Raw genomic sequence first — 20,597 nt, forward strand, 5'->3', positions numbered from 1 at the left:
GGCGGCCTCCAGCTCACTGACCCATTGCGCAGTGGTCTTGAACACCGTCACCTGGCGAATCAACGGAATCAGCTCGGCACGATGGGCCACTCGCAGCTTGTTGGTCAGGAAGCGCGGATCCTCCGCCCACTGCGGCTGCCCCGCCACAGCGGCAAACTTCCTGAACTGACTGTCATTGCCGACGGTAAGGATCAGGTCGCCATCGGCCGTGGGGAAATCCTGATACGGCACGATGTTGGGATGAGCATTTCCCAGACGCCTGGGGGCTACCCCCGTCGTCAGGTAGTTCATGGCCTGATTGGCCAGACAGGCTACTTGTACATCCAGCAGCGCCATATCGATGTACTGGCCGATATCGCTTTGATCGCGATGCGCCAGAGCCGCGAGAATGGCCGTCGTCGAATACAGCCCCGTCAGAATGTCAGTCAATGCGACGCCGACCTTCACCGGCCCGGCCCCCTCTTCACCGTCCGGCAGACCGGTAAGGCTCATCAAGCCACCCAGCGCCTGGATCATGAAGTCGTAACCCGGACGCCGCGCATACGGCCCGCTTTGCCCGAAGCCGGTAATGGAGCAATAGATCAGCCTCGGGTTGACCGCCCTCAGCGACTCGTAATCCAGTCCGTAAGCCGCCAGCCCGTCGACCTTGAAGTTTTCGATCACGATGTCGGACTTCGCTGCCAGTTCGCGCACCAGCCTTTGCCCTTCAGGACGCGTGAAGTCGATGGTCACTGACTGCTTGTTGCGATTGGCGGACAGGTAATAAGCCGCCTCGCTGGTGTTCTGCCCCGCAGCATCCTGAAGGAACGGCGGCCCCCACGAGCGCGTATCATCGCCACACCCGGGGCGCTCGACCTTGATGACGTCAGCGCCGAGGTCAGCAAGGATCTGCCCGGCCCATGGCCCGGCCAGGACTCTCGACAGGTCGAGCACCCGGATATGCGAAAGCGCCCCCATGATCAGCCCTCCTTAATAGAAAGCCTGAATGCCGGTCTGCGCACGCCCAAGGATCAACGCATGCACGTCGTGCGTGCCTTCGTAGGTATTCACCACTTCCAGGTTGACCAGATGCCTGGCGATGCCAAACTCGTCCGAGATGCCATTGCCGCCCAGCATGTCGCGGGCCAGACGCGCGATATCCAGCGACTTGCCGCACGAGTTGCGCTTCATGATCGAGGTGATCTCCACGGCAGCCGTACCTTCGTCCTTCATGCGCCCCAGACGCAGGCAACCCTGCAAGGCCAGAGTGATTTCGGTCTGCATGTCTGCCAGTTTCTTCTGGATCAGCTGATTGGCCGCCAACGGACGCCCGAATTGCTGGCGATCCAGGGTGTATTGTCGCGCGGTGTGCCAGCAGAACTCCGCGGCACCCAGCGCACCCCAGGAAATGCCGTACCGTGCCGAGTTGAGGCAGGTGAACGGCCCCTTCAGACCGCGCACGTCGGGGAAGATGTTCTCTTCGGGGACGAACACGTTATCCATGACGATCTCGCCGGTGATCGATGCGCGCAAACCAACCTTGCCGTGAATGGCCGGAGCGCTCAGGCCTGCCCAGCCTTTTTCGAGAACGAAACCGCGAATATCGCCGGCATCGTCCTTGGCCCACACCACAAACACATCGGCGATCGGGCTGTTGGTGATCCACATCTTGCTGCCGCTCAAGCGGTAACCACCCTCGACACGCCGGGCACGGGTAATCATCGCTCCAGGATCGGACCCATGATCAGGCTCGGTCAGGCCGAAGCAGCCGATCCATTCGCCCGAAGCCAGTTTGGGCAGGTACTTCTCTTTCTGGGCCTGCGTACCGAACTCGTTGATCGGCACCATGACCAGCGAGGACTGCACACTCATCATTGAACGGTAGCCCGAGTCGATACGCTCGACTTCACGCGCGATCAGCCCATAACACACATAATTCAGACCGCTGCCGCCGAACTCTTCCGGGATGGTCGCCCCCAACAGCCCCACTTCGCCCATCTCGCGAAAGATGGCCGGGTCGGTTTTCTCGTGACGGAATGCTTCCAGCACGCGCGGGGCCAGCTTGCTCTGGGCGAACTGCTCGGCCGTGTCGCGGACCATGCGCTCTTCTTCAGTGAGCTGTTGATCCAGCAACAAGGGGTCAATCCAGTTAAAGCTTGCCTTACCGCTCATGCCAGTTCCTCGCATTCAGATGAAATCATGCAGCGATCCTAGTCCCGGCCCATGCCAGCGACAAACGAGGTTTTATCAAGCGTCTGTGCTAATTTCTCACTCCGTGACACAGAACTGCGCTCTAAAACAAAAATATCAGTGAGAAGAAAGTACATGAGACGCAAGATACCCAGCACCACTGCACTGGTCAGTTTCGAGGCAGCCGCCCGCCACGAGAGCTTCACCAAGGCCGCCAATGAGCTGTCCCTCACGCAAGGCGCTGTGTGTCGGCAAATCGGCGGACTGGAGGAGTTTCTCGGCGTTGAGCTGTTCCGGCGTTCGCGCAGGGGCGTAAAGCTCACGGAAGCGGGGCTTTCCTATAGTCGTCGTGTGTCCCAGCAACTGGACGCGGTAGAGCGTGACACACTGTCGGTCATGGGCCAGCAAGGTGCCAACGCCATCGAGCTCGCCGTGGTGCCGACCTTCGGAACTCAGTGGCTGCTGCCGCGCCTGAAGGACTTCCAGCACAGGCACCCCGACGTCACGGTCCACCTGACCAACCGCACCCGCCCGTTCCTGTTTGCCGACACCGACTTCGATGCCGCGATCTACTTTGGCGATGCCGACTGGTCCGGCACCCAGTCGCATCGGCTGATGGGTGAAAACTCCATGCCGGTCTGCAGCCCCTCCTTTCTTGAAGGTCGCGACAGCCTGGAAGCACGCGAACTGGCCGAATTGCCGCTGCTGCAACAGACCACCCGGCCCTACGCCTGGCGGCAATGGTTCAACGCACAGGATCTGGATGTAGCGCGTGACATGACCGGTCCGCGCTACGAGCTGTTCTCCATGCTGGCGCAGGCGGCCATGCACGACATGGGCATCGCCCTGATTCCGCCCTTCCTCATTCAGCGTGAACTGCAGGAAAGGCGCCTGGTGATCGCAAACACCCGCGCACTACCCGGCAGTAGCAGTAAGGGCTATTACCTGATGATTCCCGAGCGCAAAGTGGAATCGGCCTCGCTGACTGCATTTCGTGACTGGCTGATCGAACAGGCCCAGCGTTACCGGCTGCCCCAGGAACAAGCCTGAAGCCGTTCAAAGGTAGTCCATAGCAAAAGTCGCCTACAGATATAACCTAATGTCGCAATGAAGAAACTTCCCACTGATCACAAAAATCCGGCATCCCTCTTTGTTTATAGGGACTTTAGCTCTATTCGCTGCTTTTCCCGGTTTTCCGCCAGAAAACTTCTATCACCTGTTTTTCGTAAGGAATAGCGCCACAAGCCTTACAGATAAAGGTCCTCGTCAGATCAGTGCGACAATAGGTCACAGTGTGACTTGTAGTTCATCTATAGTTTCGTTACAGAATGTATTGAAGCCCGCAAACTTCGCCTGCAAAATGCCCCGCCCCTGCTGCAAAGGGGTGTGCTGATTGGCCAAGCCAGACGCACCAGCCGTAGTGCACTGGCCTACATACGAACGATAAAAAATCGCGCAGGAGATTTGTCGTGCACATTGGTGTTCCTCTCGAAACACAAGCGGGCGAAACCCGGGTAGCTGCTACCCCGGAAACCATCAAAAAGCTGATCAGCCAGGGTCACAGGGTTACGGTGCAAAGCGGCGCGGGCCTTCATGCCAGCGTTCCGGACAGCGCTTACGAGGCTGCTGGCGCAGTGATCGGTGACACTGACGAGACCTATGCGGCCGAGCTGATTCTCAAGGTCGTCGCACCTGACGATGAGGCGCTGAGTCTGATCAAAAGTGGCTCGGTGGTCGTCGGCATGCTCAACCCCTTCAACAATGAACTGATCGGCAAGATGGCCGCACGCGGCATTACCGCGTTCGCCCTGGAAGCCGCGCCGCGCACATCGCGCGCGCAAAGCCTTGATGTGCTGTCTTCGCAAGCCAACATCGCGGGCTACAAGGCAGTACTGCTCGCCGCACATCATTACCCGCGCTTCATGCCCATGCTGATGACAGCTGCCGGCACCGTCAAAGCTGCCCGGGTGCTGATCCTGGGCGCAGGCGTTGCCGGTCTGCAGGCCATTGCCACCGCCAAAAGGCTGGGCGCAGTGGTAGAAGCCTCGGATGTACGTCCGGCAGTGAAGGAGCAGATCGAGTCGCTGGGCGCAAAATTCATCGATGTGCCCTACGAGACCGACGAAGAGCGCGAATGCGCCGAAGGCGTTGGCGGCTACGCGCGGCCCATGCCGGCCAGCTGGATGCAGCGCCAGGCCGCCGCTGTGCATGAGCGCGCGAAACTGTCGGACATCGTCATCACGACCGCACTCATTCCCGGCCGCAAGGCACCGGTGCTGCTCGGCGCAGAAACCGTGGCGCAGATGAAACCAGGCTCGGTGGTGATCGACCTGGCCGCTGCACAGGGCGGCAACTGCCCGCTGACCGTTGCCGATCAAGTGGTTGTCGAGCACGGCGTGACCATCGTCGGCCACACCAACCTGCCCGCTCTGGTCGCAGCCGATGCATCGGCGCTCTACGCCCGCAACCTGCTGGACTTCATGAAGCTGCTGTTCGACAAGGACGGCACATTCTCGATCAACCTCGAAGACGACATCGTCGCCGCATGCCTGATGTGCCGCGACGGGCAAGTTGTCCGCAAGAACGGCTGAGGACACACCAATGGAAGAGCTGATTTCCCCCGGCGTCTACAACCTGATCATTTTCGTACTGGCGATTTATGTCGGCTACCACGTGGTCTGGAATGTCACGCCTGCGCTGCACACGCCACTCATGGCGGTCACCAATGCCATCTCCGCCATCGTCATCGTCGGCGCCATGCTCGCCGCCGCGCTCACGGTTACCCCGCTGGGCAAGACCATGGGCACGCTGGCGGTCGCACTGGCGGCCGTGAATGTGTTTGGCGGGTTTCTCGTCACTCGGCGGATGCTGGAGATGTTCAGGAAAAAGGCCCCCAAGGCAAAGGATGAGGCGCCCAAGTCATGAGCATGAATCTGGTTACCCTGCTGTACCTGATCGCATCGATCTGCTTCATCCAGGCACTCAAAGGCTTGTCGCACCCGACCACCTCGCGCCGTGGCAACCTGTTCGGCATGCTCGGCATGGGCCTGGCGGTCATCACCACAATCGGCCTGGTGTTCAAACTGGCGGCACTGTCTAGCGCTGAAGGGACCAGCGCAGGCATCGGCTACATTGTGGTCGGCCTGCTGGTGGGCGGAACCGCTGGCTCGATCATGGCCAAGCGCGTCGAAATGACCAAAATGCCGGAGCTGGTGGCGTTCATGCACAGCATGATCGGTCTGGCAGCGGTGTTCATCGCTATAGCAGCCGTGGTCGAGCCTCAATCGCTGGGTATCGTTCGCAATCTGGGCGATGCGATTCCGGCCGGCAACCGTCTGGAGCTGTTCCTGGGTGCAGCCATCGGTGCGATTACCTTCTCGGGTTCGGTCATCGCTTTCGGCAAACTCTCGGGCAAGTACAAATTTCGCCTCTTTCAAGGCGCACCGGTACAGTTTGCCGGCCAGCACACGCTCAATCTGGTCCTGGGTCTGGCCACGCTGTTCTTCGGTCTGACCTTCATGTTCACCGGCAGCCTCACTGCCTTTGCGATCATGCTGGCGCTGGCCTTCGTCATCGGTGTGCTGCTGATCATCCCGATTGGCGGGGCCGACATGCCGGTGGTGGTCTCGATGCTCAACAGCTATTCAGGCTGGGCAGCAGCCGGCATCGGCTTTTCGCTGAACAACTCGATGCTGATCATTGCGGGCTCACTGGTAGGCTCCTCGGGCGCGATCCTTTCCTACATCATGTGCAAGGCGATGAACCGCTCGTTCTTCAACGTGATCGGCGGTGGCTTCGGCGGCGCAACGGACTCGGCAGGCCCGGCGGGTGCCAAGGAAGCGCGCCCGGTGAAGTCAGGTTCGGCAGACGACGCAACCTTCTTGCTGACCAATGCCGATACCGTGATCATCGTGCCCGGCTACGGCCTGGCAGTGGCTCGTGCCCAGCATGCGCTCAAGGAACTGACCGAGAAGCTCGTCCACCGCGGCGTCACCGTGAAGTACGCCATTCACCCGGTGGCCGGACGCATGCCCGGGCACATGAACGTGCTGCTGGCCGAAGCCGAAGTGCCTTACGACCAGGTGTTCGAGATGGACGACATCAACTCCGAATTCGGTCAGGCCGATGTGGTGCTGGTGCTCGGTGCCAACGACGTGGTCAACCCGGCCGCCAAGAACGATCCGAAATCCCCTATCGCCGGAATGCCCATCCTGGAGGCGTTCAAGGCCAAGACCATCATCGTCAACAAACGCTCGATGGCCAGTGGTTACGCAGGTCTGGATAACGAATTGTTCTATCTGGATAAAACCATGATGGTGTTCGGAGACGCCAAAAAGGTGATCGAGGACATGGTGAAGGCCGTCGAAAACGCCTAGCCTCACACCGCTCCATTGAAGCCCAGGCTCGCTTGGCGACCGGGGCTTTTTACATTCCGCGTAACAGTGTTTTGCGCTGGAAACCGCCAATCAGAGCGCTCAAATGCGACCTTGGTAGCAGGACGAAGCCCGTCCAAGGCTCTAGACTTGTCGTTCGCTTCTATCTACGAGACAGACCCATGTACCGTGACCGTATCCGCCGGCCCTCCCTGATGAGCAAGGTTATGAGCGCAGCCGACGCTGCCGCCTTGATTGAAGACGGCATGACCGTCGGCATGAGTGGCTTCACCCGTGCAGGCGAAGCCAAGGCCGTACCCCACGCGCTGGCCGAGCGCGCCAAAGTGACGCCGCTGAAAATCAGTCTGATGACCGGCGCCAGTCTGGGCAATGACCTGGACAAGCAACTGACCGAGTCCGGCGTTCTGTCCCGGCGCATGCCCTTTCAGGTCGACAGCACGCTGCGCAAGGCGATCAACAACGGCACGGTGATGTTCATCGATCAGCATTTGTCCGACACCGTCGAGCTGCTGCGCAATCGGCAGATCAAGGCTGTGGACCTGGCCGTGATCGAATGCGTGGCGATCACCGAAGAGGGTCATCTGGTGCTGAGTACCTCCGTGGGCAACTCGGCCAGCTTCGCCATTCTGGCCAAACAGGTCATCGTGGAGATCAACCTGTCCCAGCCACTGGAGCTGGAAGGCCTGCACGACATCTATATACCCAGCTACAGGCCGACACGCCTGCCGATTCCGGTCCTGGAGGCCGATTCGCGTATCGGCAGCCACGCGGTGAAAATCGACCCGGCAAAAATAGTCGGCATTGTCATCAGCAACCAGCCCGACTCGCCTTCCACGGTAACGCCACCTGACGCGGACACGCAGGCCATCGCCAATCATCTGGTGGAGTTCTTCAAGAAGGAAGTGCGCGAAGACCGCCTGACCGACAAGCTGATGCCATTGCAGGCCGGTATCGGCAACATTGCCAACGCCGTGATGCATGGCCTGCTGGCGTCGCCCTTCACCGACCTGACGATGTATTCCGAGGTGCTGCAGGACTCGACCTTCGACCTGTTCGATGCAGGCAAACTGACTTTCGCCTCGGGCAGCTCCATGACCTTGTCGGCGGCCAAGCACGCCGAGGTCTTTGCCGACTTCAATCGTTACAAGTCCAGGCTGGTGTTGCGCCCCCAGGAAATCTCCAACCACCCCGAGGTGATCCGCCGTCTGGGCATCATCGGGATCAATACCGCGCTGGAGTTCGACCTGTACGGCAATGTGAACTCCACCCACATCTGCGGGACACGCATGATGAACGGCATCGGCGGTTCCGGAGACTTCTCGCGCAACGCGCACCTGGCGATCTTCGTCACCAAATCGATCGCCAAAGGGGGCGCGATCTCCAGCGTTGTGCCGATGGTCAGCCATGTCGACCACACCGAACACGACGTCGACATCCTGGTCACCGAGCAGGGCCTGGCGGACCTGCGCGGTCTGGCGCCTCGCGAGCGCGCCAGGGTGATCATCGACAACTGCGTGCATCCGGACTATCGCGACGCGCTGAACGCCTACTTCAGTACTGCTTGCGCTGTGGGCGGGCACACCCCGCACATCCTGCGCGAAGCACTGAGTTGGCACATCAACCTGGAAGAAACCGGACGCATGCTGCCAGCCTGAACAGGACAGTTGGAAGTGAGCAAGCGCTTTTCTGATTCACTTTCAGCTGGCACCCAAGGGCTTATGAAAAAACTGTACTGCTGTACCGGTCATAAAACTGCCTTGAACGGTCAAAATCACCACAATCGACCACAAAATGCACCCATAAAGTGCAGACCGGTACAGTTGCCCCATTTATGAACAAAACAGTGCCCGATCACAGTTAACTGAACCCTCACAATACAGGTGAACTGTGTCTATGGAAGCTGGACGCGCACGAGGAAAATGGGCACCAGTCAAGTAACTCACTTATCCCGCCACGAGCGGAAGGAAGTCACACCATGGAACGTACAATCAGTTCCGATCTGTTCAGCGAAAGCACCGTTACCACCGCAAAAGCCTCTCTGCCTCTGCGCGTATTCGCCAACCTGATGCTCTGGCAGCGTCGCCTGTCCAGCCGCCACCAGCTGGCCCGTCTGGATGCACGCCTGCTGGCTGACGCCGGTATCAGCGAATCCCAGCGTTACGAAGAGCTGAGCAAGCCGTTCTGGCGCTAAACATGCGCCCGCTGGTCCTTGACCTTTAGGTCTCCTGCCAGCACCCCGAATTGCTTCATACAAGACCCGTCTCAGGCAACTGAGGCGGGTTTTGTCGTTTCAGGGGGCGGATTAAAGAGTTCTGGCTAGACAGGTACAGTTTTTAAGAAGTCTAAAACTGCAGGTACAGTTACCAAATATTGCAAACTGTGTAAGCCGAAGCCATCGACCGTCATGACAACTGCGGTATCGGTGGGATAGTCTAGCGCTCTACCTCAGCCCTTCGGCTTCGCAGGCAGTCTGTGCCCACTTGTCCACAACGGAACTCGATCATGTCTCTGCTACGTAACCTTGGCGCTGTCTTTCTGTTGACCGCCGCAGCCGGTGCAAACGCCTCCAGCTTCATTGTCACCACCGACGCAGTGGTCGATGCCGTCAATGCAGCGACGCGCGCGACCTCCAACGTTTCTTCTTCCCTGAAAGACGACAAGATCGTTCTTGCCGCCCGTGACGACGCCGCCAGCTTCGTGGCCAGCTCCGGCGACATCCGCAGTGCTCGACTCGAAGGCGCGCTGCAGCATATCCGCCAGGTTTTGCCTGAACTGCAAGCCAGCGACAGCCAACTGGCTCAAGCCATCCTGGCCATCTGACCGCTGCGCCCCGGCCATGTGCCGGGGTAGCTCTGGCCCGCGCATTGCGCTAGCCTTGGAGGCTGTTTTGCCGGTTCGTGAAAGTCATGCGTTTAGTGCACCTTCTGTATATCGCTCCCTTTGCCAGCCTGATGTACGTCAGTCAGGTTCAAGCGTTCGATACGACCACGCAAGGCCTGGTCAAGACCGGCTACGCCACCAGTCAGGTTTCGACAGGACCGTTCGATAACAAACTGATCATGGCTGCCCGTGACGATGCTGCTGCATTCATCGCCAGCGGCGGAGAAATGCGCGGTGCCCGGCTTGAGTCAGCGCTGCACGCCCTGCGTCAGGCAGATGCAAAACTTCATGCCAGCGACCTTGAACTGGCGCAGGCAATCCTCGTCCAATAGCCACTTTCCCCTCTTCGCGTAACTGGAGACGTCACTACATGCGTACCCCGCTGATTGCTGCTTCCCTTGGCCTGCTCTTGCTGGCCGATTTTGCCCAGGCCCAGACTGTTGTGGCCACGAGCAACATCATCGTTCGTGCGTTCGGCCGTACCATCGATTTCACTTCCGACACCACCACATCGATCCGCGATTCCAAGGTCGTTCTCCAGGCCAAGGACGATGCTGCCAGCTACGTTGCCACCGGCGGTGATATCCACGGTGCCCAACTGGATGCTGCGTTCGACACGCTGCGTACCCGCGTGCCGGAAGCGCGCGGTGCAAGCGATCAGACCCTGGCTGAAGCAATCCTCGCATTGTGAGGCGGCTTCGCGCCTGGCTGCTCGCTGGCGCGCTGTCGCTGGTCGGTACGCATGCCTTTGCCAGCCTGAAGCTGGAACTGCACACCGACGGCCTCGATGCACCTCAACAGCAAGCCAGCCAGGCGCTGCTCGACGAAGCCCTGCATGCGTTACCGCCCAGCTTCGTCGAAGCACTGGACCGCACCGTCGAGGTGAGCTGGTCCGCTGACATGCCGCAGAATGCCTACGGTCAGGCTGCCGGTCCCTATCAGCTGTACCTCAACAACCACCTGCTGGCGTCATTGACGGACGGCTCGGCCGCCACCGCCCAGACGGGCCGACCACACGGCACGGTGCGTCGTGAGTTGCTCGCCACTGTCCTGCATGAGCTGACCCACGTCTACGACCGCGCCCGCCTGTGGTCGCCCAGCGAGCGAGCGGCGATTTTTCGCTGCACATCACGCAGCAGTTCGCTGGGCAAGGTCGGCCTGCCTGACAACTGCCGCGGCCAGACCGAGCGACGCTTCACCCTGAGTGACGATCCACGCCTGCTGGACCTGGCGGGCTGGCAGCAATATGTCGGACGTCGTGGCGACCGCGAGGAACATAACGGCCAGGTTGCCCGCAGCCCGGACATCTACGAAACCACCAGCCCGCTGGAATTCGTGGCGGTGAACATGGAGTATTTCCTCCTTGATCCGGCCTACGCCTGCCGTCGCCCTGCCCTGTATGCGTATTACAAGGAGCGTTTCGGCTGGGCACCTGCAGCCCATAACGAATGCCCAAAGTTTTACCCCTACCTGAACGCCGGCAGCGACTTCGGCCGGGAGCCGCTGGGCAAGCTGGACCCGGAACGGGTCTATGCGGTGGACTATCTGCTGGCCGAGGCGAACCAGAACTGGGCAAGCCGCTGGGGCCACAGCATGTTGCGCCTGGTGATCTGCAAACCCGGTCGCCCGCGCGGCCCGGATTGCCGACTGGACCTCGATCAGCATCTGGTGCTGTCTTACCGGGCGTTTGTCGGCGACGTGCAGCTGTCCAGCTGGGACGGCCTGATGGGGGCCTACCCGTCGCGCCTGTTCGTCCTGCCACTGGCGCAGGTCATCGATGAATACACCAAGACCGAACTGCGCAGCCTGGCGTCGGTACCGATCAAGCTGTCGCGTCCGGAAATAGAAGGGCTGGTGCAGCACGCTGCCGAGATGCACTGGAGCTACGACGGCAACTACTACTTCCTTTCGAACAACTGCGCCGTTGAAAACCTCAAACTGCTGCGCGCCGGTACGCACAACCCCAAACTCGTCGGCCTGGACAGCATTTTGCCCAACGGTTTGCTTGAAGTCCTCGAAGGCCGTGGGCTGGCTGACACCAGCGTACTGGATGATCCCAAGGAGGCGCTGCGTCTGGGCTATCGGTTCGACTCCTATCGCGACCGCTATCAGGCGATGTTCGAAGTGCTGAAGAAGCACCTGCCGATCAAACAGAACACCGTGGAAGACTGGATGGCCCTGCCAGCCAGTGAGCGCAGCCAGTGGTTCGCTAAAGCCGATCTACGTACCAGCGCTGCGATTCTGCTGCTCGAGCAGGCCAGCCTGCGCAGGCAACTGCTGTTGGCCCAGGACGAAGTGAAACAGAGCTACCTGGGTGCACGGGAATTGAAAGACGGCAAAGTCTCCAACGCGACCAAAACGCTGCAGGAAATCCTCGCCAGCAGCGGGTTCCTCAGCCGGCCTGCCGAGCTGCTGGGCAGCGACGGGTACGGTTTGCCACAGGCGGGTGAATGGCAGCGTCTTGAGGCAGAAAGCAGTCAGCGCCAGAAGCAGCTCAAGCGCCTGACCGGCGATCTCGACAAGGAAGTGCGAGCCCTGCTGGAGCCTGAGCGCGCCAAAGAGATTGCCGCCAACGAAGCCAACCTCAAACAGGTGTCCGAGCACCTCAGGGCGTTGCACAAGGCTGCAGGCGGGCTGCAGCTGCCGTGATCAGGCGGCTTTCTTTCTCGGTTTGAGGTATTTGACCAGGCCCTGGAACCAGATCACCAGGGCCGGGTTGCCCTTGATCTGAATATCCTTGTCCTGAATGCCCTTCATGAACGCCAGCTGCTTGTTCTTCGCCTGCAGGGTATCAAAGCCGAAGGCTGCATCACGAAACACGATGGCAAAGGCCGGCTCTGCGACCGTGCCACTTGCACTGCGAATCCGCTGATCGTGGACCATGAAGTGACGTGCAACCTTGCCATCTGCGGTCTGCAACTGAAAGGTCAGGTCCTTGCCAGCCAGTTGCTGCTGAAACGCAGGGTTGTTACGACTGGCGCGAGCCATCAGCAGGCCCAGCATCCACAACAGAAAACGAAATTTCATACACGGCCTCTGAACACGCGGGTTCCGATTCTGGATCGGCGTGGCAGTGTAGCGGGTTATCGGCGCAAAACCTGTAGGACAAAATGGATATCGAAGGAGATCGGCACTAAACGGCCGTTGAGCGCGAGGATGCTGCTCCGCGTGGGAAGCAGCATCACACTGACATCAACGAATGCTGTTGATGCTGCCTTTGTTACCCGTGACCTTTACATCGACCTTCTTGAAGATGAAGTAGTCCTTGACGCTGACTTCGTAGCGCGGCGCGACGATCAGATCGGCGCCGGAGGATTTGACCGCTTTGAAGGCGGCTGCCGCTTTGGTCGTTGACACAGGATCAGGCAACGCCAGACCCAGGCCGCCACCGCCACTTGCGCCACCGTAGGTCACGCCATCGGCGAACTGATTATCGCCGCCGAAGCTCAGGAAATTGAACAGCACGTTGGTGGACGACTCGCCGCTGATGGTGCCGCCAACCTTGACGTCAGCCTTCAGGTCGGTTTTGACCGTGCCTTCCAGCGGTGCGCTTGGCTGGCTGACGTTGTAGCTCACACAACCGCTGGTCGTGGCGATCAGCGCCGCAACAGCAGCAAACTTCCATGGCTTTTTCATTCGAGATTTCCCAAGAGTAATTGAAGGGGTGCAGCAGGGGCGGCACTCTAAGGGAATCAACAACAAGAAGAAGTCAGGCAAAGCTGGGGCTTTGGAAGGCAATTACACGCAATGGGGTAGGACAATTCTCGCAGGGAGCGAAAGGCATCATCGGCGTCATACGACAGAAACAAGAAACGGGCACCCAATCCGATTGGTGTGCCCGCCTGTGGGTCGCGCGCCTCCCGCCGAGGCGCACAACAGGGTGTCAAGGATTGACGCTGTCTTTCAGGGCTTTCCCCGGTTTGAAGGCAACCGTGTTGCTTGCCTTGATTTTAACCGGCTCCCCGGTCTGTGGGTTCTTGCCAGTGCGAGCGCCGCGGTGGCGTTGCAGAAAAGTACCGAAACCTACCAGCGTGACACTGTCCTTGCGGTTCAGTGCGCCAGTAATCTCTTCAAGGATGGCATTGAGAACGCGATTGGATTGTTCTTTGGTGAGATCCGCCTTTTCAGCGATGGCGGCTGCAACATCTGGTTTGCGCATATGAAGCCTCTTTTACGGTTTTTTGTTTTTATGTCCCGCGCCGCTTTTGTAAAACAACGGCAACAAGGCGCCGCGACAGCTCTACGTAGCGGCAGACAAGACCGAGGATGGCATGCCGAACTGACCCGCGCCAGTGCATGAACGCGGTTTATTGGCAGAAATACAGGGTCAATCCGACAAAATGACGAGAAATCACGCCAATAACGCAGGTAACGCCTTGTTGAGTGCGAGTTTTTCCATAACCGCAGCGCCTGTCAGGGCATAGCCCAGCAGATGGCCATCAGCGTCGTGACACAGCGCCTTGATGTCAGCGCCCTGCCCTTCGACGCTCCAGTGGCCATCGCTGCCACGCGGCGGCGGCGAAACCACCAGCGGGCAGGCGGGCGTCTTCACGGTGATCGGCATGGGCCCGTATTTGACGGAAGTCGGGTTTCCGGCCAGCGTCTGGGCCAACGCACGAGCGCAGCTCATCAACGGCATCACGTAGAGCAGGTTCAGGCCATCGACTTCAGCGCAATCACCCAGCGCGTGGATGTTGGCGTGGGAGGTTTGCAACAGGCGGTCGACCAGAATGCCGCGCCCGGTCTGCAGCCCGGCGGCAGCGGCCAGTTCGATGCGAGGACGCAGGCCGATGGCTGACACCACCAGGTCGCAGTCCATCACCTGCCCGTCCGACAAGTGCGCTTGCAGGCCATCACCATTGCGATTCAGACGGGTCAGCACCGGCCCCAGATGGAAACGTGCACCCAGGCTTTCAAGGCCGGACTTCACAGCAGCCGCAGCCTCAGGGGGCAACAGGGTCGGCATGACCTGTTCGCACGGCGCCACCAGATCCACTTCATAGCCGCCCAGGATCAGGTCGTTGGCGAACTCACAGCCAATGAGCCCTGCGCCGAGAATCAGCACCCGGCGTTTGCCCGCCGCAGCCGCCCGGAAACGGGCGTAATCCTGAAGATCGTTGATCGGGAAAACCGCGTCGCCGGCGTCGCCTTCCACCGGTACACGAATGGTTTCGGCGCCCCAGGCCAGCACCAGATCGCGGTAATACACCGCCTCTTCGCCGATCCACAGGCGTTTGTGGCCGGCATCGATCCCGCTGATGCGCGTGTGCGTACGAATCTCGGCCTTGAGCTGATCGGCCATGGCGCCGGCTTCAGCCATGCTCAGGCCGTCAGCCTCCTTGTTTTTGCCAAAGCCGGTAGAGAGCATCGGCTTGGAGTAGGAACGGCCATCGTCGGCCGTGATCAATAGCAGCGGCGTGTCCACGTCCAGCTTGCGAAACTCTCGGGCGAGGTTATACCCCGCAAGGCCGGTGCCGATGATGACGACAGGTGCGCTCATTGTTCTTCCCTATTTCACTGTGCCTGGTGCTAGTTGTTGCCAGCCCTTGTTTGCGGGCAGCAATCAGCCGATTTCGATCATCTCAAAGTCCATCTTGCCCACGCCGCAATCCGGGCACATCCAGTCTTCAGGCACATCCTGCCAGAGGGTGCCGGGCGCAATTCCGTCATCCGGCCAGCCATCGGCTTCGTTATAGACCAGGCCGCAGACGATGCATTGCCACTTCTTCATGTCAGGTTCTCTCGTTTATCAGGCTCAATAGCGTACGACGGTCGGTTGCCGTCTTCTGAAGGGGCGTTGTACTGATCGGCAGGCGCGGATGCAAGTCTGATTCTATAACCCGACGCTCTATCGACCGTCGGTCGAGACCGGCAATCATGCTAAGCTCGCGGCCTCGTTGGCTGCCGGAACTGGCTTACCGTGACCCAGCAATCCCCCGCATTCATTGGCCCTGCCTGGCTTGAGCGCGAGCAATTGATCGACGCACCGGACCCGGTAATGCTCGACTGGTTGTTCAATCAGGACTCCCTCACTCGTCGGTTGGACCGTTTGTCTGACGGTCGTTTCAGCGTATTTCCGCAGTTTGAAGGCTGGCAGCCCTTGCGCCCTGACGAGTGCCTGGCGCTGGGCCTGCCAGAGGCTGGCGAAGGCTGGGTACGCGAGGTGTACCTGCGTGGTAACGGCAACAACTGGGTGTTCGCGCGCAGTGTCGCCGCCCGCAGCGCCCTGCAGGATGGTGGCCTGAATATGGACGAGCTGGGCACTCGCTCGCTGGGTGAGTTGCTGTTCAGCGACCCGGCGTTCGTGCGCGGCACGCTTGAAGTGTGTCATTACCCCGAGGCCTGGCTGCCGGCTGCCGATGCAGCGCGCGGACTGTGGGCACGCCGCTCGCGCTTTGATCGCGATGCCTTGAGCGTGCTGGTCGCCGAAGTTTTCCTGCCTGCCCTGTGCACTGCGATTCATGACAAGGACCACGTCTGATGTACCTGTCCCTCCTCAAATCCCTCAATCGTCTGAGCCCGCGCGCCTGGGACTTCATCCAGCTGACGCGCATCGACAAGCCCATCGGCGTCTACCTGCTGCTGTGGCCGACCCTGTGGGCGGTCTGGATTGCAGGCAAAGGCGCGCCGTCGCTGCAGACCGTGTTCATTTTTGTGCTCGGCGTCTTTCTGATGCGGGCGGCAGGCTGTGTGATCAATGACTTCGCCGATCGCAAGGTGGACGGCCACGTCAAACGCACCGAGCAGCGCCCGCTGGTCAGCGGCAAAGTCAGCTCCAAAGAAGCGCTGGTGCTGTTTGCGGTGCTGGTCGGACTGAGCTTTGTGCTGGTGCTGTTTACCAATGCGGCGACCATCTGGCTGTCGTTCGGCGGTCTCGCCCTGGCGGCCAGCTATCCGTTCATGAAGCGCTACACCTATTACCCGCAAGTGGTGCTGGGTGCTGCGTTCTCGTGGGGCATGCCGATGGCCTTCACTGCCGAAACCGGCGAGCTGCCCGCTGCAGCCTGGTTGCTGTACATCGCCAACCTGCTGTGGACCGTGGGCTACGACACTTACTACGCCATGGTCGATCGCGACGACGACCTGAAAATCGGCGTGAAATCCACGGCCGTCCTGTTCGGCGATGCCGACCGGGTCATCATCCTGACCCTGCAAGGGCTGGCACTGGGCTGCCTGATGCTGGCCGGTGCGCGCTTCGAACTGGGCACGTGTTTCTACATCGGTCTGCTGGCAGCGGCAGGCTGCTTTGCCTGGGAATTCTGGAGCACCCGTGAGCGCGAGCGAGACGCCTGCTTCAAGGCCTTCCTGCACAATCACTGGGCCGGGCTGGCGATATTCCTGGGCATCGTCGCCGACTACGCGGTGCGCTGAAAACAGCCAGCGCCAGCCTGGGCACGAATTAAATAACTTCAGGATCGCGGGGCCTGCGGGCCCCCGCAGCCTGTCAGCGTGCTAGCCTCATTCAGACCTGTCACACGACTGCAATAATTCCGTTATCTAATGCGCCCCAAGACAGTTAAATGACAAGAGGTTCGAGCATGGCTGGCAGGAGCATCCTGATCGTTGACGACGAAGCGCCAATTCGCGAAATGATCGCCGTTGCGTTGGAAATGGCTGGATACGACTGTATTGAAGCCGAAAACTCTCAGCAGGCCCACGCGATCATCGTGGACCGCAAGCCTGACCTGATTCTGCTCGACTGGATGCTGCCTGGCACGTCCGGCATCGAACTGGCCCGGCGCCTCAAGCGTGATGAACTGACCGGGGACATCCCGATCATCATGCTCACCGCCAAGGGTGAAGAGGACAACAAGATTCAGGGCCTGGAAGTCGGCGCCGACGATTACATCACCAAGCCTTTCTCGCCCCGCGAGTTGGTGGCACGCCTCAAGGCTGTGCTGCGTCGCGCTGGCCCGACTGACGGCGAAGCGCCCATCGAAGTCGGCGGCCTGCTGCTCGACCCGATCAGCCACCGGGTCACCATCGACGGCAAACCGGCCGAAATGGGCCCGACCGAATACCGTCTGCTGCAGTTCTTCATGACCCACCAGGAGCGCGCCTACACGCGCGGTCAGTTGCTGGATCAGGTATGGGGCGGCAACGTCTACGTCGAGGAACGCACCGTCGATGTTCACATCCGCCGCTTGCGCAAGGCTTTGGGGGATGCGTATGAAAATCTGGTACAAACCGTACGCGGCACTGGCTATCGTTTCTCGACCAAAAGCTGACAACCGCTGCGTCGACGCAGGGCAAGGGCCGGTGCAGACCAGACAAGGATTTACCCCTAATTGAATCAAAATTGGCACGGCACTCTGATACGCCACATGTTGTTGCTGGTCACCGCCTGCCTGTTGGTCGGCCTGATCAGTGGGCAATATGCCTGGAGCCTGGCCGCCGGGCTGGGGCTGTATCTGGCCTGGACCCTCAAGCAACTGTTGCGCCTGCATGAATGGCTGAGCAGCCACAAGGCCGACGAGCCGCCTCCGGACGGTTACGGTCTGTGGGGCGAGGTCTTCGATAGCATTTATCACCTGCAACGTCGTGATCAACGCGTCCGCGGTCGCCTTCAGGCGGTCATCGACCGCGTGCAGGAATCCACCGCCGCGCTGCGTGATGCGGTGATCATGCTCGACAGCGACGGCAATCTGGAGTGGTGGAACCGTGCCGCTGAAACCCTGCTGGGCCTGAAGACGCCGCAGGACAGCGGGCAGCCCGTGACCAACCTGGTGCGGCATCCACGTTTCAAGGAATACTTTGCGTTGGGCGACTACAGCGAGCCGCTGGAAATCCCGTCGCCGACCAACGATCGCCTGCGCATTCAGTTGCTGATCACCCGTTATGGCAACAATGAGCATCTGATGCTGGTGCGCGACGTGACGCGCATTCATCAGCTGGAGCAGATGCGCAAAGACTTCGTCGCCAACGTGTCTCACGAGTTGCGGACGCCGCTCACGGTGATCTTCGGCTACCTGGAAACGCTGCTCGACAACGTGGACGAGGTCAATCCACGCTGGGTACGTGCGCTGCAACAGATGCATCAGCAGGGCGGGCGCATGCAGACGCTGCTCAACGACCTGCTGTTGCTGGCCAAGCTCGAGGCCACCGATTACCCCTCGGACAACCACCCGGTGGTCGTCAATTCCCTGCTCAAGACCATCACCGCCGATGCCAACGCGCTGTCGGGCAGCAAGAACCAGCAGATCCACCTCAGCCTGGAAAGCGACATGCGCCTCAAGGGCAGCGAAAGCGAACTGCGCAGCGCGTTTTCCAACCTGATTTTCAATGCCGTCAAATACACCCCGGCCGAGGGCGTGATCCGTATTCGCTGGTGGGCCGACGAACGGGGCGCGCACCTGAGCGTGCAGGATTCAGGGATCGGCATCGAGACCAAACACCTGCCGCGCCTGACGGAGCGCTTCTACCGGGTCGATACCAGCCGCGCGTCCAATACCGGCGGTACAGGGCTCGGTCTGGCCATCGTCAAACACGTGCTGCTGCGCCATCGCGGCAACCTTGAGATCAACAGTGTTCTCGGCAAGGGCAGTGTTTTTACCTGTCACTTTGCCAGCGCTCAGTTGTCCAAACCCGCGAGCGACGATTCAGACTACTAGGCAATCCCGCTTCGAGCCGCTACATTGCCGGGTTCATAGCCTCCTCTCTGGCGTGACACGACCCTCTTCCTGTTAATACGGACCCTGCAAAACCCAATCATGGACCCTTCCCCTAGTTTTAACCTGTCTTCACTCTTCGCCGATTTCGGCATGATTCTGTTTGCTTTGTTCCTGGTCCTGCTCAACGGTTTTTTCGTTGCGGCAGAGTTCGCCATGGTCAAACTGCGCTCGACTAAGGTTGAAGCCATTGCCGACAAGAACGGCTGGCGCGGGCACATTCTGCGCAAGGTCCATGGCCAGCTGGACGCCTACCTTTCGGCCTGTCAGCTGGGGATCACCCTCGCCTCTCTGGGCCTGGGCTGGGTCGGTGAACCGGCCTTCGCGCACCTGCTGGAGCCGCTGCTCGCAGCGGTGGGCGTGGACACTCCGGAATTGATCAAGGGCGTGTCGTTCTTTACCGCCTTCTTCATCATTTCCTATCTGCACATCGTGATCGGCGAGCTGGCCCCCAAATCCTGGGCGATCCGCAAGCCGGAGCTGCTCTCGCTGTGGACGGCGGCGCCGTTGTACTTCTTCTACTGGTTGATGTACCCGGCCATCTACCTGCTCAACGCCAGCGCCAACGCCATTCTGCGCATCGCCGGCCAGGGTGAGCCCGGCCCGCACCATGAACACAGCTACAGCCGCGACGAACTGAAACTGATCCTGCACTCCAGCCGTGGCCAGGACCCAAGCGATCAGGGCATGCGCGTGCTGGCGTCGGCGGTGGAAATGGGCGAGCTGGAAGTGGTCGACTGGGCCAACTCCCGCGAAGACATGGTGTCACTGGACTTCAACGCGCCGCTCAAGGAAATCCTCGCCTTGTTCCGCCGTCACAAATTCAGCCGTTATCCGCTGTATGACGCTGAACGTGGCGAGTTCGTCGGCCTGCTGCACATCAAAGACCTGCTGCTGGAGCTGGCAGCGCTGGACCATATTCCGGAATCGTTCAACCTCGCCGAGCTGACCCGCCCGCTGGAACGTGTTTCCCGGCACATGCCGCTGTCGCAGTTGCTCGAGCAGTTCCGCAAGGGTGGCGCGCACTTCGCCGTGGTGGAAGAAGCCGACGGCAAGATCGTGGGCTACCTGACCATGGAAGACGTGCTCGAAGTACTGGTGGGCGACATCCAGGACGAACACCGCAAGGTCGAACGCGGCATTCTTGCCTATCAGCCAGGCAAGCTGCTGGTACGCGGAGATACGCCATTGTTCAAGATCGAGCGCCTGCTGGGCATCGACCTGGATCACATCGAAGCCGAGACACTGGCGGGCCTGATCTACGACACGCTCAAGCGCGTGCCGGAAGAAGAGGAACAACTGGAAGTCGAAGGCCTGCGCATCATCATCAAAAAGATGAAAGGCCCGAAAATCGTCCTGGCCAAGGTGCTGAAGCTGGACTGACCGATCAGCGCCGCCTGTTCAGGATCGAACGCAAGGTGTCCTCCCGGACGACTATCGTTCCTCACGCTCCAGCGTAGGAATGCCTTGCGTGACGCTCCGCGTC

Annotated in this window: 22 protein-coding genes (1 of these 22 only partly in view); 15 read left to right on the forward strand and 7 right to left on the reverse strand. The window is 60.1% G+C overall.

Annotated elements, in window-relative coordinates; genetic code table 11:
• Together AC54XV_RS26500 and AC54XV_RS26505 are read right to left on the reverse strand one after the other, a co-directional pair.
• On the reverse strand, positions 1-960 hold the 5' portion of the coding sequence (locus AC54XV_RS26500) for a CaiB/BaiF CoA transferase family protein (RefSeq protein WP_201025292.1). 264 nt of this gene lie to the left of the window's left edge; only the first 960 of its 1,224 coding nucleotides appear in the window; it begins with the start codon at positions 958-960; its stop codon lies off the left edge, out of view.
• A 9-nt stretch (positions 961-969) separates the two neighbouring features.
• Positions 970-2,151 carry an acyl-CoA dehydrogenase gene (locus AC54XV_RS26505; RefSeq protein ID WP_003401217.1) on the reverse strand — a complete coding sequence of 394 codons (1,182 nt, stop codon included), beginning with the start codon at positions 2,149-2,151 and terminating at the stop codon, positions 970-972.
• 153 nt (positions 2,152-2,304) lie between these two features.
• Here AC54XV_RS26505 and AC54XV_RS26510 point away from each other — a divergent pair, with 153 nt between their 5' ends.
• The 10 genes from AC54XV_RS26510 to AC54XV_RS26555 all read left to right on the forward strand — a co-directional run bounded on the left by AC54XV_RS26510 (position 2,305) and on the right by AC54XV_RS26555 (position 12,092).
• Complete coding sequence (locus AC54XV_RS26510) at positions 2,305-3,219, forward strand: LysR family transcriptional regulator (protein ID WP_058399173.1); 915 nt, start codon at positions 2,305-2,307, stop codon at positions 3,217-3,219.
• 419 nt (positions 3,220-3,638) lie between these two features.
• Positions 3,639-4,760 carry a Re/Si-specific NAD(P)(+) transhydrogenase subunit alpha gene (locus AC54XV_RS26515; RefSeq protein WP_003401222.1) on the forward strand — a complete coding sequence of 374 codons (1,122 nt, stop codon included), beginning with the start codon at positions 3,639-3,641 and terminating at the stop codon, positions 4,758-4,760.
• A 10-nt stretch (positions 4,761-4,770) separates the two neighbouring features.
• On the forward strand, positions 4,771-5,094 hold the full coding sequence (locus tag AC54XV_RS26520; RefSeq protein ID WP_002555867.1) for an NAD(P) transhydrogenase subunit alpha part 2: 324 nt from the start codon (positions 4,771-4,773) through the stop codon (positions 5,092-5,094).
• A complete protein-coding gene (locus AC54XV_RS26525) occupies positions 5,091-6,545 on the forward strand; it encodes an NAD(P)(+) transhydrogenase (Re/Si-specific) subunit beta (RefSeq protein ID WP_024639005.1) in 1,455 nt (484 codons plus the stop codon). The genes AC54XV_RS26520 and AC54XV_RS26525 overlap by 4 nt, the downstream gene beginning before the upstream one ends.
• A gap of 179 nt (positions 6,546-6,724) precedes the next feature.
• On the forward strand, positions 6,725-8,218 hold the full coding sequence (scpC, locus tag AC54XV_RS26530) for a succinyl-CoA:acetate CoA-transferase ScpC (protein ID WP_058399172.1): 1,494 nt from the start codon (positions 6,725-6,727) through the stop codon (positions 8,216-8,218).
• 320 nt (positions 8,219-8,538) lie between these two features.
• The gene (locus tag AC54XV_RS26535; RefSeq protein ID WP_002555870.1) at positions 8,539-8,754 is read left to right on the forward strand and encodes a DUF1127 domain-containing protein; all 216 of its coding nucleotides are present in this window, start codon (positions 8,539-8,541) and stop codon (positions 8,752-8,754) included.
• 311 nt (positions 8,755-9,065) lie between these two features.
• Positions 9,066-9,383: a DUF2388 domain-containing protein gene (locus AC54XV_RS26540; protein ID WP_003340363.1), complete on the forward strand. Its 318-nt coding sequence runs from the start codon at positions 9,066-9,068 to the stop codon at positions 9,381-9,383.
• An 86-nt stretch (positions 9,384-9,469) separates the two neighbouring features.
• Positions 9,470-9,775: a DUF2388 domain-containing protein gene (locus AC54XV_RS26545; RefSeq protein WP_003401226.1), complete on the forward strand. Its 306-nt coding sequence runs from the start codon at positions 9,470-9,472 to the stop codon at positions 9,773-9,775.
• Positions 9,776-9,813: 38 nt separating this feature from the next.
• Positions 9,814-10,134: a DUF2388 domain-containing protein gene (locus AC54XV_RS26550; RefSeq protein WP_003316115.1), complete on the forward strand. Its 321-nt coding sequence runs from the start codon at positions 9,814-9,816 to the stop codon at positions 10,132-10,134.
• Entirely contained in the window at positions 10,131-12,092 is a 1,962-nt protein-coding gene (locus tag AC54XV_RS26555) for a DUF7844 domain-containing protein (protein WP_011269381.1), read from the forward strand. Before AC54XV_RS26550 ends, AC54XV_RS26555 begins: the two co-directional genes overlap by 4 nt.
• Here AC54XV_RS26555 and AC54XV_RS26560 read toward each other — a convergent pair whose 3' ends face one another.
• The 5 genes from AC54XV_RS26560 to AC54XV_RS26580 all read right to left on the reverse strand — a co-directional run bounded on the left by AC54XV_RS26560 (position 12,093) and on the right by AC54XV_RS26580 (position 15,174).
• On the reverse strand, positions 12,093-12,470 hold the full coding sequence (locus AC54XV_RS26560; RefSeq protein WP_011269382.1) for a hypothetical protein: 378 nt from the start codon (positions 12,468-12,470) through the stop codon (positions 12,093-12,095).
• A 165-nt stretch (positions 12,471-12,635) separates the two neighbouring features.
• Positions 12,636-13,079, reverse strand: coding sequence for a hypothetical protein (locus AC54XV_RS26565; RefSeq protein ID WP_003401233.1), 444 nt, complete (start codon positions 13,077-13,079; stop codon positions 12,636-12,638).
• Positions 13,080-13,326: 247 nt separating this feature from the next.
• Positions 13,327-13,602 (reverse strand): HU family DNA-binding protein, encoded by a 276-nt coding sequence (locus tag AC54XV_RS26570; RefSeq protein ID WP_011269383.1) that lies wholly within the window; start codon positions 13,600-13,602, stop codon positions 13,327-13,329.
• 192 nt (positions 13,603-13,794) lie between these two features.
• Positions 13,795-14,943 (reverse strand): NAD(P)/FAD-dependent oxidoreductase, encoded by a 1,149-nt coding sequence (locus AC54XV_RS26575; protein WP_011269384.1) that lies wholly within the window; start codon positions 14,941-14,943, stop codon positions 13,795-13,797.
• A 63-nt stretch (positions 14,944-15,006) separates the two neighbouring features.
• On the reverse strand, positions 15,007-15,174 hold the full coding sequence (locus AC54XV_RS26580; protein ID WP_003401239.1) for a rubredoxin: 168 nt from the start codon (positions 15,172-15,174) through the stop codon (positions 15,007-15,009).
• 189 nt (positions 15,175-15,363) lie between these two features.
• Between AC54XV_RS26580 and AC54XV_RS26585 the strand changes: the two genes are divergently transcribed.
• From AC54XV_RS26585 to AC54XV_RS26605, 5 genes are all read left to right on the forward strand, one after another.
• Positions 15,364-15,924, forward strand: coding sequence for a chorismate--pyruvate lyase family protein (locus tag AC54XV_RS26585; protein ID WP_024652671.1), 561 nt, complete (start codon positions 15,364-15,366; stop codon positions 15,922-15,924).
• Positions 15,924-16,814 carry a 4-hydroxybenzoate octaprenyltransferase gene (gene ubiA / locus AC54XV_RS26590; RefSeq protein ID WP_058399171.1) on the forward strand — a complete coding sequence of 297 codons (891 nt, stop codon included), beginning with the start codon at positions 15,924-15,926 and terminating at the stop codon, positions 16,812-16,814. The genes AC54XV_RS26585 and ubiA overlap by 1 nt, the downstream gene beginning before the upstream one ends.
• A 167-nt stretch (positions 16,815-16,981) precedes the next feature.
• Entirely contained in the window at positions 16,982-17,671 is a 690-nt protein-coding gene (gene phoB / locus AC54XV_RS26595) for a phosphate regulon transcriptional regulator PhoB (RefSeq protein WP_002555882.1), read from the forward strand.
• Positions 17,672-17,731: 60 nt separating this feature from the next.
• A complete protein-coding gene (phoR, locus tag AC54XV_RS26600) occupies positions 17,732-19,054 on the forward strand; it encodes a phosphate regulon sensor histidine kinase PhoR (protein ID WP_011269386.1) in 1,323 nt (440 codons plus the stop codon).
• Between the two features lie 99 nt (positions 19,055-19,153).
• Positions 19,154-20,494, forward strand: a complete 1,341-nt coding sequence (locus tag AC54XV_RS26605) for a hemolysin family protein (protein ID WP_003316097.1) — start codon at positions 19,154-19,156, stop codon at positions 20,492-20,494.
• Positions 20,495-20,597: the final 103 nt, after the last annotated feature.

It is taken from the genome of Pseudomonas fragariae (ex Marin et al. 2024) (assembly GCF_059621105.1).

Coding starts and splice junctions, on each gene's coding strand:
- AC54XV_RS26550 (WP_003316115.1), top strand. CDS start 9,814: ATGCGTACCCCGCTGATTGCTGCTTCCCTTGGCCTGCTCTTGCTGGCC.
- ubiA (WP_058399171.1), top strand. CDS start 15,924: ATGTACCTGTCCCTCCTCAAATCCCTCAATCGTCTGAGCCCGCGCGCC.
- AC54XV_RS26575 (WP_011269384.1), bottom strand. CDS start 14,943: ATGAGCGCACCTGTCGTCATCATCGGCACCGGCCTTGCGGGGTATAAC.
- AC54XV_RS26510 (WP_058399173.1), top strand. CDS start 2,305: ATGAGACGCAAGATACCCAGCACCACTGCACTGGTCAGTTTCGAGGCA.
- AC54XV_RS26520 (WP_002555867.1), top strand. CDS start 4,771: ATGGAAGAGCTGATTTCCCCCGGCGTCTACAACCTGATCATTTTCGTA.
- AC54XV_RS26565 (WP_003401233.1), bottom strand. CDS start 13,079: ATGAAAAAGCCATGGAAGTTTGCTGCTGTTGCGGCGCTGATCGCCACG.
- AC54XV_RS26540 (WP_003340363.1), top strand. CDS start 9,066: ATGTCTCTGCTACGTAACCTTGGCGCTGTCTTTCTGTTGACCGCCGCA.
- AC54XV_RS26535 (WP_002555870.1), top strand. CDS start 8,539: ATGGAACGTACAATCAGTTCCGATCTGTTCAGCGAAAGCACCGTTACC.
- AC54XV_RS26505 (WP_003401217.1), bottom strand. CDS start 2,151: ATGAGCGGTAAGGCAAGCTTTAACTGGATTGACCCCTTGTTGCTGGAT.
- AC54XV_RS26560 (WP_011269382.1), bottom strand. CDS start 12,470: ATGAAATTTCGTTTTCTGTTGTGGATGCTGGGCCTGCTGATGGCTCGC.
- AC54XV_RS26580 (WP_003401239.1), bottom strand. CDS start 15,174: ATGAAGAAGTGGCAATGCATCGTCTGCGGCCTGGTCTATAACGAAGCC.
- scpC (WP_058399172.1), top strand. CDS start 6,725: ATGTACCGTGACCGTATCCGCCGGCCCTCCCTGATGAGCAAGGTTATG.
- AC54XV_RS26605 (WP_003316097.1), top strand. CDS start 19,154: ATGGACCCTTCCCCTAGTTTTAACCTGTCTTCACTCTTCGCCGATTTC.
- phoB (WP_002555882.1), top strand. CDS start 16,982: ATGGCTGGCAGGAGCATCCTGATCGTTGACGACGAAGCGCCAATTCGC.
- AC54XV_RS26545 (WP_003401226.1), top strand. CDS start 9,470: ATGCGTTTAGTGCACCTTCTGTATATCGCTCCCTTTGCCAGCCTGATG.
- AC54XV_RS26525 (WP_024639005.1), top strand. CDS start 5,091: ATGAGCATGAATCTGGTTACCCTGCTGTACCTGATCGCATCGATCTGC.
- AC54XV_RS26570 (WP_011269383.1), bottom strand. CDS start 13,602: ATGCGCAAACCAGATGTTGCAGCCGCCATCGCTGAAAAGGCGGATCTC.